Origin of the sequence: Leptotrichia sp. OH3620_COT-345 (assembly GCF_003932895.1) — a bacterium.
In the GTDB taxonomy this organism is placed as follows: domain Bacteria; phylum Fusobacteriota; class Fusobacteriia; order Fusobacteriales; family Leptotrichiaceae; genus Pseudoleptotrichia.
The window spans coordinates 35,575-51,271 of the sequence record NZ_RQYW01000013.1 but is presented as its reverse complement, the minus strand read 5'-3'; the positions used below and the strand labels follow the sequence as shown (position 1 = coordinate 51,271).

Annotated in this window: 16 protein-coding genes and 1 tRNA gene; 3 read left to right on the top strand and 14 right to left on the bottom strand. The window is 29.5% G+C overall.

Annotation, left to right across the window (positions count from 1 at the left end; genetic code table 11):
• Nucleotides 1-18: 18 nt before the first annotated feature.
• Entirely contained in the window at nt 19-567 is a 549-nt protein-coding gene (locus EII29_RS08510) for a flavodoxin family protein (RefSeq protein ID WP_125237105.1), read from the top strand.
• 2 nt (nt 568-569) lie between these two features.
• Complete coding sequence (locus tag EII29_RS08505; RefSeq protein ID WP_125237104.1) at nt 570-1,193, top strand: hypothetical protein; 624 nt, start codon at nt 570-572, stop codon at nt 1,191-1,193.
• 355 nt (nt 1,194-1,548) lie between these two features.
• Here the strand turns inward: EII29_RS08505 and EII29_RS08500 are convergent.
• The 4 genes from EII29_RS08500 to hpt all read right to left on the bottom strand — a co-directional run bounded on the left by EII29_RS08500 (nt 1,549) and on the right by hpt (nt 5,620).
• A tRNA-Gly gene (locus EII29_RS08500) sits at nt 1,549-1,624 on the bottom strand.
• Between the two features lie 210 nt (nt 1,625-1,834).
• Complete coding sequence (gene purB, locus EII29_RS08495) at nt 1,835-3,268, bottom strand: adenylosuccinate lyase (RefSeq protein WP_125237103.1); 1,434 nt, start codon at nt 3,266-3,268, stop codon at nt 1,835-1,837.
• A 516-nt stretch (nt 3,269-3,784) separates the two neighbouring features.
• Nucleotides 3,785-5,083, bottom strand: coding sequence for an adenylosuccinate synthase (locus tag EII29_RS08490; protein ID WP_125237102.1), 1,299 nt, complete (start codon nt 5,081-5,083; stop codon nt 3,785-3,787).
• 3 nt (nt 5,084-5,086) lie between these two features.
• The gene (hpt, locus tag EII29_RS08485) at nt 5,087-5,620 is read right to left on the bottom strand and encodes a hypoxanthine phosphoribosyltransferase (RefSeq protein WP_125237101.1); all 534 of its coding nucleotides are present in this window, start codon (nt 5,618-5,620) and stop codon (nt 5,087-5,089) included.
• Between the two features lie 226 nt (nt 5,621-5,846).
• Between hpt and EII29_RS08480 the strand changes: the two genes are divergently transcribed.
• Nucleotides 5,847-7,274: a C69 family dipeptidase gene (locus EII29_RS08480; RefSeq protein ID WP_125237100.1), complete on the top strand. Its 1,428-nt coding sequence runs from the start codon at nt 5,847-5,849 to the stop codon at nt 7,272-7,274.
• Between the two features lie 229 nt (nt 7,275-7,503).
• On the opposite strand, the gene EII29_RS08475 is transcribed toward EII29_RS08480, so the two are convergent.
• The 10 genes from EII29_RS08475 to EII29_RS08430 form a co-directional block, all read right to left on the bottom strand.
• Nucleotides 7,504-8,871 carry an MATE family efflux transporter gene (locus tag EII29_RS08475; RefSeq protein WP_125237099.1) on the bottom strand — a complete coding sequence of 456 codons (1,368 nt, stop codon included), beginning with the start codon at nt 8,869-8,871 and terminating at the stop codon, nt 7,504-7,506.
• Between the two features lie 11 nt (nt 8,872-8,882).
• Nucleotides 8,883-9,296: a MarR family winged helix-turn-helix transcriptional regulator gene (locus EII29_RS08470; protein WP_125237098.1), complete on the bottom strand. Its 414-nt coding sequence runs from the start codon at nt 9,294-9,296 to the stop codon at nt 8,883-8,885.
• Between the two features lie 294 nt (nt 9,297-9,590).
• Nucleotides 9,591-10,976 carry a glycogen synthase gene (locus EII29_RS08465; protein WP_125237097.1) on the bottom strand — a complete coding sequence of 462 codons (1,386 nt, stop codon included), beginning with the start codon at nt 10,974-10,976 and terminating at the stop codon, nt 9,591-9,593.
• Nucleotides 10,977-10,988: 12 nt separating this feature from the next.
• Nucleotides 10,989-12,242: a glucose-1-phosphate adenylyltransferase gene (locus EII29_RS08460; RefSeq protein ID WP_125237096.1), complete on the bottom strand. Its 1,254-nt coding sequence runs from the start codon at nt 12,240-12,242 to the stop codon at nt 10,989-10,991.
• Between the two features lie 80 nt (nt 12,243-12,322).
• A complete protein-coding gene (locus EII29_RS08455) occupies nt 12,323-13,282 on the bottom strand; it encodes a CBASS cGAMP-activated phospholipase (protein ID WP_158612499.1) in 960 nt (319 codons plus the stop codon).
• 38 nt (nt 13,283-13,320) lie between these two features.
• Nucleotides 13,321-13,995 carry an HAD family phosphatase gene (locus tag EII29_RS08450; RefSeq protein ID WP_125237094.1) on the bottom strand — a complete coding sequence of 225 codons (675 nt, stop codon included), beginning with the start codon at nt 13,993-13,995 and terminating at the stop codon, nt 13,321-13,323.
• Nucleotides 13,996-14,004: 9 nt separating this feature from the next.
• Nucleotides 14,005-14,472: a HutP family protein gene (locus EII29_RS08445; protein ID WP_233573295.1), complete on the bottom strand. Its 468-nt coding sequence runs from the start codon at nt 14,470-14,472 to the stop codon at nt 14,005-14,007.
• A gap of 10 nt (nt 14,473-14,482) precedes the next feature.
• Nucleotides 14,483-14,923, bottom strand: coding sequence for a type II 3-dehydroquinate dehydratase (gene aroQ, locus EII29_RS08440; protein WP_125237092.1), 441 nt, complete (start codon nt 14,921-14,923; stop codon nt 14,483-14,485).
• Between the two features lie 10 nt (nt 14,924-14,933).
• Nucleotides 14,934-15,434 carry a shikimate kinase gene (locus EII29_RS08435; RefSeq protein WP_125237091.1) on the bottom strand — a complete coding sequence of 167 codons (501 nt, stop codon included), beginning with the start codon at nt 15,432-15,434 and terminating at the stop codon, nt 14,934-14,936.
• 23 nt (nt 15,435-15,457) lie between these two features.
• A complete protein-coding gene (locus tag EII29_RS08430; RefSeq protein WP_125237090.1) occupies nt 15,458-15,646 on the bottom strand; it encodes a DUF4250 domain-containing protein in 189 nt (62 codons plus the stop codon).
• Between the last annotated feature and the right edge of the window lie 51 nt (nt 15,647-15,697).

The following is a 15,697-nucleotide window of genomic DNA, read 5'->3' as shown; positions in this document are numbered from 1 at the left end:
TTAAATCGGAGGGAAAATATGGAAGTAATTATAACTGATCTGAATAAAAAAACATTTCAAGAAACATATGAAAATGTTATAAAAAAAAGAAACTCCATAAATGTATCGGAAAGTCAAGAAATTGAAATAACAACAAATAAAAAAATATATGTAATTTATGATGACAATAAAATCAAAAGTTGTACCGGTTGTTTTGAATGTTGGATTAAAATTCCCGGAAAATGTAAAATTAAAGATAATTATGAAAATTTAGGAAAAATATATTCGAAAGCAGAAAAGATTACAATTATAAGTAAATGCTGTTACGGTTCATACAGTCCTTTTGTAAAAAACGTATTAGATAGAAGTATTCCCTATTTACTTCCATTTTTTAAATTTAAAAATAGAGAAATGCATCATTCAACAAGATATAAAACAAAATTTAATTTAAATGTTTATTTTTATGGAGAAAATCTTACGGAAAAAGAAAAGGAAACTGCTGAAAAAATGGTAGAAGCCAATGTTGTTAATTTAGACATTAAAAATTTCAATATTTCTTTTTTCGAAAAAAGTGAAAGAGAGAATTAAATATGAAAATAAGTATAATAAACGGAAGCCCTAAAGGAATTAAAGGTCATTCTGAAATGTTGATAAATTATTTTTCTTCATTACTCAAAGAAAATGAAATAAAAAAATATTATTCAATTTCTTTTAAATTAAATGATAAAACTAAAAACGAAATTAATAGCAGTGATGTTTTAATATTTTCCTTTCCTTTATATGTTGACGGTATTCCTTCTAATCTTTTAAAATTACTTACAGAATTTGAAAAAGAAAAGATTGTAAATTCAAATACAAAAGTTTATTGTATAGTTAATAATGGATTTTTTGAAGGAAAGCAAAATCATATAGCAATTTCTCAAATAAGAAACTGGTGTGAAAAAGTCAATGCAAAATGGGGGCAAGGTATAGGTATAGGAGCGGGAGAATTATTGACATATACTACAAAAATTCCACTGGGACACGGTCCTCTCAAAAACTTAGGAAACGCTCTGAATATACTCTCTCATAACATTTTATCTTTAAAAAGTGATAAAAATATTTATATAAATCCGAATTGGTTAAAAATTTTATATTGGGGACAGGGAACGTTTTCATGGATTATAAAAGCAAAGAAAAACAATTTAAAAATATACGAATTATTCAAAAAATAGAAATTCAGGAAAAATGGAATATAACATTTATTATAATAATATAAAGTGTATGTTTAATGAAACTTTTTTAAAGAATTATGATGTGTTTAAACTATTTTTCAGAATATTTTCTTATACTTCAGCAGTTGTTGAGTAAAAACATATAATATATCTTAAAATATCAGTAAATGTTATAGTTATTAGCACAGAGAAAAAAATTGGAAAAATATTGATTCTATTTCTAATTATCAATAAATATATAGTAATTCTATAATCGTCTAAATTTTTTAATATGTAAAATTAAAAAACTGTTTTAAAGTACTTACAATTTACCAAAACAGTTTTTTATTTTATATTATGACTTTGCGTTTATCTTTGGAGCGGAAAACGAGGCTCGAACTCGCGACCTCAACCTTGGCAAGGTTGCGCTCTACCAACTGAGCTATTCCCGCAATATTCTGCTACAAAGAAATATTACACTATTTTAAAATATATGTCAATAATTTTTTGTTATTCAAAAGCAGTTTCCAATTTTTTCTGTTAAAAATTTCTAATAATGATTTTTAGTTTTTACAATTTTTAACCGCTTTTCTATTCTTTCCGTTTTTATGTTTCTTTCATAATATAAAAATATTAAAAAAATTTAGATATAAAGTTTATTTTTAAACTTTTAATTCCAATCTTTCATTATCAATTTCATTTTTATATTTTTCAATCAAAGGATTTATTTCTTCATTTATAAAGTCCTCTGTCTGTTTGTCTGCAAAACCTATATAATTTTCTGAAATTAAAATATTTTCTATATCTTCAATTTTCAATCCGAGCCTGCCGTCTTTTATAATTCTTTGGATTAAATTATTTGATTTTCCGTTTGTTTTTATTTCCTTAGTTTCCTCCATAGAAAGTTCTCTTATTATTTCATGAACCTCCTGTCTGTCCATACCTTTTTTTACAGATTCCATAATAATATTTTCAGTTGCCATAAATGGAAGTTCTTTTTGTATATTGGATTCTATAACTTTAGGATAAACTACCACTCCATCCATTATATTAAGCCATATTATAAGGATAGCATCTACAGCTAAAAATGCTTGAGGAATTGAAAGTCTCTTATTTGCCGAATCGTCAAGAGTTCTTTCAAACCATTGTGTTGAATAAACCAATGCACCATTCATAGAAAGTGACATTACAAATTTTGCAAGAGATGATATCCTCTCACTTCTCATCGGATTTCTTTTATATGCCATTGCACTTGAACCTATCTGATTTCTTTCAAAAGGTTCTTCCAACTCTTTCAAATGCTGAAGTAATCGAAAATCATTACTAAATTTATGAGACGACTGTGCAATATCGGAAAGCAGATTTAATATCTGAGCATCCGTTTTTCTGTCATAAGTCTGTCCGGAAACGCTTTGTTTTATTTTAAATCCTGCCTTTTCAGTAACAAGACTATCAAGTTTTTTGACTTTTTTAAAATTTCCATCAAAAAGTTCTTTAAAACTTGCCTGAGTTCCTGTTGTTCCTTTTACACCTCTGTAACGCAACATTTCAATCCTAAATTCAAGTTCTTCAAAATCCATTAAAAGGGAATGCAACCATAAAGTTGCCCTCTTCCCTACTGTTGTTAACTGCGCCGGTTGAAAATGGGTGAATCCTAAAGTCGGAAGAGATTTATATTTCAATGCAAATTCTTTCATTTTTTGAATTAATGCAAGCAATCTTTTTCTTATAATTAAAAGACCTTCTTTTATCTGAATTAAATCTGTATTATCTCCCACATAAGCACTTGTTGCTCCTAAGTGAATTATTTTTCTGGCATTTTTTGCCTGTTCCCCATAAGTATGCACATGAGACATTACATCGTGTCTTAATTTTTTTTCAAATTGTGCCGCCATTTCAAAATCAACATCATCTTTAAATTTTTTCAGCTCTTCAATTTGTTCCTCAGTAATAAAATCAAGGCCAAGCTCTTTCTCGGCTTCAGCAAGTATAATCCAGAGCTTTCTCCATATTCTGAATTTATTTTCAGGAGAAAAATTGTACAACATTTCCTTACTGGAATATCTTTCTGCTAAAGGATTTGAATATTTTTCCAAACAACTCACTCCCTCTTAAATTTATTTTATTTTTACTTTGAATTTCAAGATTAAGGATTTATCCAGTTTTTTTATAAAAAAGTTTCCAACTCAAATTATTTAATACTCGAAAATACTTCATTCACTAAAAAATCACAAACTTGTTCCACTCAAACATTGATTTTTCTTTAAGCCTGTTCCCATATTTTTTAATTGAATAATTTGAATGTTGAATTTTGCTTCTATTTTGATTATATATTTCTATTACAACTACAGTTTAAATCATATTCTTAATTTTATTTCAATATTTTCTCTGACATTCAAAATTTTCCGAAAAAATGTGAAATTATACTGTTCAAGAAATACTAAATTTACAATGTTGGATAGCTTTTTTTCAAACATAACAAGTATTTTTAAGAGCTAAAAAATTTGCAGTCTAGTAGGAGTATAAAATCTTCATAAAAAACCAATACAGCAAATAGGCATTTTTGATTTCATATAAAATTTGAATTGAATTATTTTTTAATTTAACTTTTTTTATAAAACAAACTCTCCCAAATCATACCTATAAATATTCTGACTTCTTTCAGGCCCTACAGAAATCATTGAAATATTGCAGTTAAGTTTTTTTTCTATATATTCTACATATCTTTTACAATTTTCAGGAAGCTCTTCATATTTTTTTATTTGAGCTATATCTTCTTTCCATCCGTCAAACTCTTCATATATTATTTTCAGATTTTTTGATTTTCTTAAATTTCCGGGATATGATTTATAAATTTTACCGTCTATTTCATATCCTACAGCAACCTTTATCTTATCAAATCCTGTAAGAACATCAAGTTTTGTTAAAACTATATCAGTCAATCCGTCTATAAGTACCGCATATCTTCCTATTACAAGATCGAGCCATCCGCATCTTCTCGGTCTACCTGTTGTAGCTCCGAATTCATTCCCTTTTTCTCTTAATTTTTCTCCCACTTCATCATCAAGTTCTGTGGGAAACGGACCTTCCCCGACTCTTGTCGTATATGCTTTCATAACTCCTAGTATTCTGTCAATTTTTCTGGGAGAAACACCTGTTCCCACAGTTACACCTCCTGAAGTAGGTGAGGATGATGTAACATAAGGGTATGTTCCGTAATCAATATCAAGCATAAGTGCCTGTGCTCCCTCAAACAGTACTGTTTTTCCTTTTTCTATGGCTTCATTTATTTCTACAACCCCATCTATTATTCTATGTTTTATTTTTTCAGAAAGTTTCATAAACTTTTCATATAGTTTTTCAAAATCAAATGTTCCTTTACCATATCTTATAAGTATATCATTTTTTTCTTTTAAATTCCATTTAAGTTTATCTCTAAATCTTTCAGAATCGAGTAAATCTCCAATTCTTATTCCATTTCTTGCTATTTTATCAATATAGCATGGACCTATTCCCCTTTGCGTCGTTCCTATTTTATTTTCACCCATTGCCTCTTCTTTGGCTTTATCTATTTCAATATGATAGGGCATTATTATATGAGCTCTTTCATCTATATAAAGATTATCAAGCTTTTTCCCCCTATTCTCAAGCTTTTCTATTTCGTTCAGAAGAACTTCTATATCAACTACAACTCCTGCTCCTATCACGCATTTTCCTTCCGAATTTATTATTCCTGAAGGAAGTAAATGTAAAATAAATTTTTCATCATTTACTACAACAGTATGTCCTGCATTATTTCCTCCCTGAAATCTCACGACATAATCCGCTTTTGGAGAAAGAACATCTATTATCTTTCCTTTACCTTCATCTCCCCACTGGGTTCCCACAATTACAAAAGTATTGTTTTTCATTTATTACTCCTCCTCTTTTTTTACAATACCTATGTAAGGTAATGTTCTATGTTTTTGAGCAAAATCTATTCCGTATCCCACAACAAATTCATCCGGTATCTGAAATCCGACATAATCAACATTTATCTCTACTTCCCGTCTTTCAGGCTTATCAAGTAAAGTACATATTTTTATAGTTTCAGGCTCTCTTGTCATGAGCATTTCATAGACTTTTTTCAAGGTATTTCCTGTATCAATTATATCTTCAACTATAATCACATTTCTTTCTTTTATATCTTCTTCTAAATCTTTTATTATTCTTACATCTCTTGAACTTTCCATACTGTTTCCATAACTTGATACAACCATAAAATCAAGAGTTGCTTCTGTCTGAAGTTCTCTTACAAGATCACTTAAAAATATTAGTGAACCTCTCAGCAGACCTATCAAAAGGACTTCCTTTCCTTGAAAATCATTATCTATTTCACATGCCAAATCTTTTACTTTTTTTGCTATCTCTTCCTTTGAAATTAATATATCAACTTTATATTTAAACATAAAAATCCTCTCCGGTTCTTATTTTTTATTTTCCATCTATCAAATAAATTCATTATTATTTTACTATATTTATCCCATTTTTTCAAATAAGAAAAAAATATTAAAAATCTATTAATTTTTAAATATATTAAATATACAAAAAAATATGGGAAAAATTTCCCGACTAATATTTTTTTCAAATTATACTTTTAGTGAAATAATTTATTTTAAGAGAGGAGAACAAAAAATGAAAAGAAAAAAAATGTTTCTGTTTCTTACAGTACTTACTTTAATGACTCAAATCACAAATTACATTTTTGCATGTACTGCAATTATAGTAGGTAAAAAACTTACAACTGACGGAAGTTTTATTTTTGGTAGAAATGAAGATTTGGAACCTGATCATAATAAAACTTTTGTTGTTCATAACAGAAAGAAAAACAAACCGGGTGATGTATTTAAAGATGAGACAAACGGATTTACTTATATCCTTCCTTCTGAAAGTTTTAAATATACAGCCATTCCTGATGTTACTCCAAAAGAAGGAGTATTTGATGAAGCAGGATTTAATGAATATGGTGTTATCGTAGATGCTACCGTTTCAGCAAAGGCAAATAAAAAAATACAGGAAATTGACCCTTATGTAAAAGACGGACTTGCAGAATCCGCATTGACTTCTGTCGTCCTTCCTTATGTAAAAACTGCGAGAGAAGGAGTTATGCACTTGGGTAATATTATTAAAACAAAAGGTGCTGCAGAAGGAAATACTCTTGTAATTGCAGATAAAAATGAAGTATGGTATATAGAAATTTATTCAGGACACCAATTTGTCGCAATAAAATATCCTGATGACAAATTTTCCGTTTTCCCTAATACATTTTACTTAGGTACTGTAGATTTAAAAGATAAGAAAAATGTAATAGCATCAGAAAATATTGAAACTATCGCGAAAAAAGCAGGAACATATGTTTCTGAAAATGGAAAAATTCATTTGGCAAAATCTTATGCCCCTGAATTTGATGACAGAAACCGTTCACGTACTTATTCAGGAATATTGTCACTAAATCCTGAAGCAAAAATTACTTATACTGATGAAAGATATGATTTTTTCCAGTCAACAAACAAAAAAATATCACTTCAAGATGTTATGAGAACATTCAGAAATCGTTTTGAAAATATGGGCTTTAAAGCTGAATTATCTAAAGAAGACAAAGGAAAAGAAGGATATAAATATCCGATAGGAAATATAAATACTATGGAATCTCACATTTTCCAAATAAAAAAGAATTTATCCGATAAAGTAGGAGGAATTATGTGGCTTTCCATGGCAGCACCTAAATTTTCTCCTTATGTCCCTTATTATGGAAATATAAATGCTACCGACACTTCATACCATGACACAAGTACAAAATATAATGAAAATTCTTTTTACTGGGTAGCAGATAACGTAAATGACAGACTTGATAAATCTTCTGCTGAAATACAAAATAAGTTTTTAAATAAAATTAAAAATTATGAAGATAGAAAAATTTCCGAACAAGCTGAACTGGATAAAAAAATATCTAAAATGTCAGCAAAAGAAGCTGAAAAATTTGCTACAGAACTTGCTCTGAAAAATGGGAAGGAAGCTTTTAAAATGATGAAAGAGCAAGAAAATCTCTTGTTAGTAAAATAATAATCCTTTTTATATTTTATATATTGAAAAAGGACTGTATGTAAACTGAAAATAGTGCTTTGTTATAAATATTATCCGTCTTAATTATAAAGGATCGTTTAAAAACCTTTATAAATAACAAAATATGATATTTATTTATAACAGAATATAAAATTTTCAGTTTTGTTAAACAGTCCTTTTTCTTTATTTTATTTCTTACTATTCCATGTCATTTTTATTTTCAATCAGCCTAATTTTTCGGCATATTTTTAAATTCATTTATAAGGAAAAATACTGCAATAATAAATGAAATAAAATCTGTAATAGGAGTTGCATAAATTATACCTTCCACTCCTATAAAGCGCGGTAACAGAAATAACAAAGGTAATAAAATTGCTATTTGTTTAGTAAAAGATATTATAACTCCTTTTGCAGGTTTCCCTATTGCAGGAAAAAACGTTCCGGCTGAAATTTGTACTCCGTTAATAAATATAAATAAAAGAAATACTCTCATATATTTTATGCCGAACTTAAAATACAATTTACTTCCTGAACCGAATAATGAGATTATCTGAACAGGAAAACTCTGAAAAATAATAAATATTATGAAAGACATTATAACTATAACTGTAAGAAGTGTCCTCATTGTTTCTCTTACCCTTTTATAATTTTTAGCTCCATAATTATATCCGAATATGGGTTGTGCCCCCTGTACAATTCCTATTACAGCAGCTATGAAAATTATATTTATTTTGGCAACTATCCCTGCAACTGCAATCGGAATATCACTTCCATATATAGATTGACTTCCATATATTTTCAACAAATTATTTGTTGTTATCTGTACAAGCATTGTTGAAAATTGAAATATGAAAGAAGAAATGCCTAAAGATATTATAGTCCTTATTATATTAAAACGAGGAATAAGATCTTTTAGCTCAAGTTTTATGGACTTAAATCTCGGAAAATACAAAAAAAGCAAAATTGCCGAAACAATTTGACTTAATACTGTAGCCCACGCAGCTCCTGCTATTCCCATATTAAACACAAACATAAATATCGGATCCAAAACAGTATTTAAAACAGCACCTGCAATAATAGCAATCATGGAATATTTAGGACTTCTATCAGCTCTCACAAGAGGATTCATTCCTATGGAAAAAATAAGAAAAGGTACTCCAAACGAAGTAATTCCGGTGTATTTCATGGCATAATCAAGAATTTTTTCAGTCGCTCCGAACGAAATCATCATAGGCTTTAAAAATGTCAGTATAAATATGCAAAATAAAATTCCTATAATCATAAGAGAGCCTGCTGCAGTTCCTGCAGTATATTTTGCCTTATCGGGATTTCCTCTACCGAGTTCAAGATTAAAATTGGAAGCTGAACCTATCCCTATCATCAAACCTATTGCCAGACATATTGTAACAATAGGAAAAGCTATATTCGTAGCCGCATTTCCTAAATATCCCACTCCCTGCCCTATAAATATCTGGTCTACAATATTATATAATGCGTTGACCAAATTTGCTACTACTGCCGGAATTGCTAAAGTTCTAAGTAATTGAGTAACCGGCTTACATCCTAAAGGATTTTCCTCTTTATAAATTTTTTCCACTTTTTTCTCCTCTATTTTAATAATTTATTTAATATTTCAAAAAATATATTCTGCTCTTCTTCTGACAATTTCTCCAGAATTTTTTTCTCTTCTTTTAAAATAGTATCCCAATACTTTTTTATAATCTTTTTTCCTTCTTCGGTTAAATAAAGCATGTATACTCTTCTGTCATTTTTATCCGGTTCACGTTTTACATACTCTTTTTCCTGAAGATTATCAATTATCCTACTTACAACATTTTTATCTTTTTGGCTGATTTCCGATAGTTTTACTTGAGTAATTCCCGGATTTTCATAAATACAACACATTGCCATGTAGTTTCCATATGTCAAGTTTAACTTTTGAAGCTCCTCCGTCGATGTTTTTATTACTTTCCTGTGAAGTTTTTTTAACTTAAAGGAAATTAGATCTTTTATAGAATACATTTATATACCTCCTATATAATATACTAAGTATACTATTTTTTTTTAAATTTGTAAATACTCTTTTTGTAACTGTGGTATTTATGAATAAATATAAATAATGCATATGTATAAAAATAAAAGTAATAAAAAGAATATCTTATGAGATAAAAAAGTTTGATAACCTTAAAAAGTTGATACAACTTAGAATTTCTTAATATTACCAAACTTTTTTCACCCCCACTCTTGACAGAGAGCCTCAATAAAATCCACATAAAAAGACACTTGAAATTTCAAGTGTCTTTTTATCTTATTATTTTACCAACTTTTTACTAATTTATACAATTCCAAATATTCTTTTGCAGATTTATCCCATGAAAAATCCAAATCCATATTTCTTTTTACAAGTTTTTCCCATATTTCAGGTTTATCATAATATATACCTTCAGCTACTTTTATTGTAAAAAGCATATCATCGGCATTAAAGTTTGTAAAGGAAAATCCGTTGCCTTCATCACTATATATGTTATAAGGCTGCACAGTATCTTTAAGCCCTCCTGTTTCTCTTACAATAGGTATTGTACCGAATCTCATTGCTATCATCTGACTTAAACCGCAAGGTTCATATCTTGACGGCATTAGAAAAGCATCACTTCCCGCATATATTTCATTTGCAAGATTAGGATTATACCCTAAATACACTTTAAACTTGTCAGGATATTTTTCAGTCAGATAATTGTAATAATCTTCATAAAATTTATCTCCGCTTCCTAGGATTACTATCTGAACCGCATCATACCGTAAAAGATTCTCCAGTACAAGAGAGACCAAGTCAAGTCCTTTTCCTTCTACAAGTCTTGTTACCATTGATATGAGCATATTATCAGACTTTGGAAGACCGAGTTTTTCCTGTAATAAATATTTGTTTTCTTTTTTCTTTTTCAAGGCATTTTTACTGAAATGAATAATATCTTCATTAGTTTCGGGATTAAAATAATCCGTATCAATACCGTTTAATACACCGTGAATTTGTTTATTATTTGTTATTTTTTCCAATCCTTCACTAAAATATGGATATTTTATTTCTTCAGCATAAGTAGGGCTGACAGTATTTGTGATATCTGAAAATGCTATACCTATTTCCATAAAATTCAAATCCTGACCTTCAATAAAGTAACCCATTCTTTCAAAAGAATATTTTGAAAATCTCCCTTGATACATTAAATTATGTATAGTATAGACTGTTCTCATATCCCAGTAAAAAGGGTCATTATTATATCTCACATTTAAAAAATACGGCACGGGCCCCGTCTGCCAATCATTACAATGTAAAATATCAGGCTGCAAATCTATTTCCTTTAAAAATCTAAGTGCCAGCTCCGAAAACATCGCATATTGAACATCTTCATCACTATCACCGTAAACACGTCCTCTTTCATACAATGCTTGATTTTCAATAAAATAAAAATTTATTTTACTATCGGGATATTTCACTAAATTAAATATATCTCCGTGGCTTTCCAATCTTGCCACCCATTCAAGTTTTTCAAGATATTTTAAAGGTATTTTATCATACTTCGGCATTATTACTGAAACCTCATGTCCCAATTCCTGTATTTTCTTAGGCAAAGCATACATTACATCCGCCAGACCTCCTGTTTTAAAAAACGGAAATACCTCTGATGCCAAATATACTATTTTCAAAATGGTTTCCTCCTATTTTTCCAGTGTCTCTCCACTATTGACAATTTTATTAATATCATTTAACGTAACACCACCGAAAATTCTTACATTTCTTCCGATAACCGAGCCATCAGGAAGATGGGCACGTTTTCCTATAACACTTATTCCTTTTGTTAGTAAATCAGGTTTTGCTTTATTCGGAGTATAGTCATCTCCATGACCTAAAAGGGAATTTTTACCTACATATACCCTTTTATCAAGTATTATCGTATCTAAATGAGTATTTTCATCAATATAGCTCCCTGAAAAAATTATACTATTTTTTATTGTACTTCCCTTTCTTATTGTAACCCCCGGCCCAAGTACTGAATTTTCCACTCTTCCTTCTATTTTACAACCATCACATATAAGAGAATTCAGTACACTTCCTGTAACTCCTATTCTGACAGGAGCCAGATCTTCACTTCTCGTATAGATTTTCCATTCCTGATCATAAAGGTTTATTCCTACTTCTTCAGATTTTTTTATTAAATCAAGATTTGCATCCAAATAGGAATCATAAGTTCCTACATCCATCCAGTAACTATCGTATGTGTGAACAAAAACTTTTCTTTCTTCTTCTATCATTGACGGAATAACATGTTTTCCGAAATCCAAATCTTCATTTTCAAGCTTTTTAAGATATTCGAGCAATACATCGGTATTAAATATATATATACCCATTGAAGCCAGATTACTCTTAGGATCTTTCGGTTTTTCCTCAAAATTTAATATTTTTTTACTTTCATCAACTTCAAATATTCCAAATCTTCCCGCTTCTTCCAACGGCACTTCCTGAACTGCAATTGTAAGTTCCGCATTGCTTCTTTTATGGTCTTCCAGCATCCAATTATAGTTCATTTTATAAATATGATCACCCGATAAAATAAGTACATATTTCGGATTTTTACCTTTTATAAATTCGACATTCTGTCTTATGGCATCGGCAGTCCCCAGATACCAAGCATTCCCCCCCGGTTTTTCATGAGGCTGCAACATCGTAATACTTGAATCTCTTCTGTCAAAATCCCACGGCTTTCCTGAGCCTATATGTTCATTTAAAGAAAGGGGCAAGTATTGTGTCAATAATGCGACATCATAAATTCCGGAATTTGAACAGTTACTTAATGCAAAATCAATAATTCTGAATTTTCCAGCAAAAGGAACACTCGGCTTAACTCTTTTTTCAGACAAAATATCCAGTCTTGAACCTCTCCCTCCTGCTAAAATCATTGCTAAAATTTCCATAAAATTACCTCCCATTTAGTCTCTACATTATAAGTATACCTCACTTTTAAAAAAAGAAAACACCTTTACTAAAAATAATTTTATTTCTTTTTTTTCTTTTTGAAAATTTTATGAAAAAAATTCTGTTTTTTTACAATTTCCTTATTTCTTTCTTTATCACTAAAAAATTTCCCCAATTTTTCTTTATTTTCTTCTATTGTATTTTTAGCTTTTTCATCTGTATCTTTATCCGCCACATCAATTTCAAGAATACTGTTTGTTTCATAATCAAGCCGTATGTAGTTTTCTTCCGATAATAATTTATTTACCACATTATGGACACTTTTTGACCCTAACTGAAAAATAATTTTTATTAAAGGATTTGCCCAATTGGCAATTCCCCAACCCCATTGTTTAGCATCAAATTTATTTATCATTCTCTCTTCTCCGGTTCCTATTGACAGTATTTTTATATCCTTCAGTTCCTTTTTGTGTTCCGTATCTGACAAAACTTCAGAAATAGCAGTAAGAGAAGGATTGTTTGCCCATAATCCTCCGTCTGCAAATATCCTTTCTTCATCTATTTTCAGCGGATCGAAAAATATCGGTGCGGCACATGAAGACAATATTGCATCTATCAATTTTATATCATAACAATTTCTGTTTGTCAGTATTACCGCTTCTCCGTTTACAATATTTGTAGTAGTTATCATCAATTCGGTTTCAGCATTTTCAAAAGTTTTATTTTTAAAAGCTGTTTCGAGGAGTTCTCTTAAATATTTATTATCATATTTACTTTGAATAATTCCATTTTTCAGAATATCTTTCTTAAATATTTTTTCCATTTCTTCTATGTACATTTTTTCAATTATTTTTATATTCACTCCCAAAGCAAGAGCTGAAGCAATTATCGATCCTGTACTTGTACCTACTATTAAATCAAAGTATTCGTGAAATTTTATCTCATATTTTTCTTCTATTTTTCTTAATGTACTTGCAATAAATAAACCTCTGGCGCCTCCACCGTCAAGAGAAAGTATTCTAAATACATTATTTGACATTTTATCCTCCATATTTTCCTGAATGTAAAATAAATTTATTATACTTCTTTTTCAAAATATTCTATTGCCTTTAAAAGACTGTCCAGCTTACAATGTAACATTTTCGTTATTTCTTCCGTAGGCTGTATTTTATCAGGAATCATAACAGCAAACATTCCTGCTGAATGTGCAGCTTTGATCCCGTTCAAAGAATCTTCAAAAACCACTGCTTTTTCAGGAGAAACTCCCGCTTTTTGAGCTACAGTCAGAAATACTTCAGGGTCAGGTTTTCCTTTTTTCACATCATTTGATGTCACAATAAAACTGAAATATTTTTTTAACCCTTTATTTTCTATAAGTGTATCTGCCATCAGTCTATCGGCTGAAGTAGCAAGCACCATCTTCTTCCCGTTACTGTATAAATATGCAAGAAATTCCTCAACACCTTTCATAAGAGGGACTTTACATTTTTTCCCTTGTTCTATAATGTATTTGTAAATTTCCGAACTTAGTTCATCATAAGGAAAATCTTTTCCAAATTCTTCAAGATACACAGCTTTTGTAGCTTCATTAGTCATTCCTGTAGTCTTTTCAACAATACTGTCATTTATAATATATCCTTTACTTTCAGCAAGCTTTTTCCCATAATTTACGTATATTGTTTCCGTATCGAAAAGCAGCCCATCCATATCAAATACAAATAAATCCAATTTTTCAAAAAGTTTTTTACTCATCGCTTCTCCTTACTCAATAAAATCTCTTTCTTCAGGTAGCACAGCTATCGACCTGTGAGCTACCGATGTTATCACTTCGTTAAAATGAAGTATTCCGACACTTAGAAATATCGCTACTCCCAAATGTTCTCCATGTCTTGCCAGACCGATTTTACCTCCTACACTTAACCCATTTATATTAGTTTCTATCTGGCTCATTGCTTCTCTCACAGCTCCTATAACAGCTCCATCATGAATATGTTTATCCTGTATAATATTGTTTCTTTTAGCTGCCATTAATGCACTTTCAATAAATTTAAACCTTGAGTTGGGCATTCCTCCTCCCACATCTACAGCTGCCACTTTTATTTTTTCTGCTCTGTATTCTTTTATAAACTGTTTTTCTTCCTCTCTTGAAGAAATAGCCATTTTCAAAGCAATCCGACATATGTCTACACTTTTGCTATCCTTAAATTCCATATTATAACCTACTTTCATTACTGTATTTTCAATATTTGTTTTCTGTCAGGAAGTCTATTGCTTCAATATAACCGTCTTTTCCTTTCCCGTATATCTGTTTTACGCATGCAGGTGCAGTAACGGACACTTTCCTAAAATCCTCACGTTCATGTATGTTACTTAAATGTACTTCAACTGTAGGAAGGATTATCGATTTTATAGCATCAAAAATTGCATAACTGTAATGAGTGTATGCACCCGGATTTATTACAATCCCTTTTACATTTTCATAATAAGCATTCTGAAGAAAATTTATTATTTCTCCTTCAGAATTTGACTGGAAAATTTGTACTTCTATATTTTTTTTTTCACAATAATTTTTTATATATTCACATAAATCTTTATAAGTTTCATTTCCATAAATCCCTAATTCTCTTATTCCCAGAAAATTCAGATTAGGACCGTTTATTACCGTTATTTTTTCTACCATTGAAACTCCTTTATATAATATTTTTTCTTTTAAGAATTTCTGTTATTCTGTCAGTAATTTTATAAAGTGTTTTATTATTTTCAATTGTAATGTCAGCGTACATATTATACAGTTCTATTCTTTCCTTGTATAACTTATTGATATTTTCTATATTTTGTAAAAGGGGTCTATATTTATGGTTTTCCTTTGCAATATCTTCGATTTTCCTACTTAAAAAAATTATTATACCGTTTTTTTTCAGTTCTTCCATATTTTCTGCTCTCTTGACTGCTCCACCTCCGGTAGATATTATTATTCCTTTTCTTTCGGATAATTCTTTTATGTACTTTGTTTCCAAATCACGGAAATACTTTTCCCCCTCCTCAGAAAAAATGGTACTGATTTTTTTATTTTCTTTCATTTCGAGATACCTGTCAATGTCGTAATGTTCATATTTTATTTTTTTTGACAGCATTTTTCCTATAGTGCTTTTTCCACTTGCAGGCATCCCTATTAATACGATATTTTTCATTTAGTTCCCTTCAAAAAAATAAGTTAAATTTTTCTAAACTGATTTACTTCCTCGTTATAAAAGTATCCTTCTTTTTCCATTCTCTTCAATATAATTTCTTTATTTAATGAATAATAACCTATAAGCTTATCCAAATCTGAAAATTCATCTCTTAATTTCATATTTAAAAGGCTTAACATCATATTTATATCTCCACTTTCAAAATTAAACATTATTTTACTTTTTCTCCTACTTTTTTTATTTTCCGTTTTTCTAAACTACAT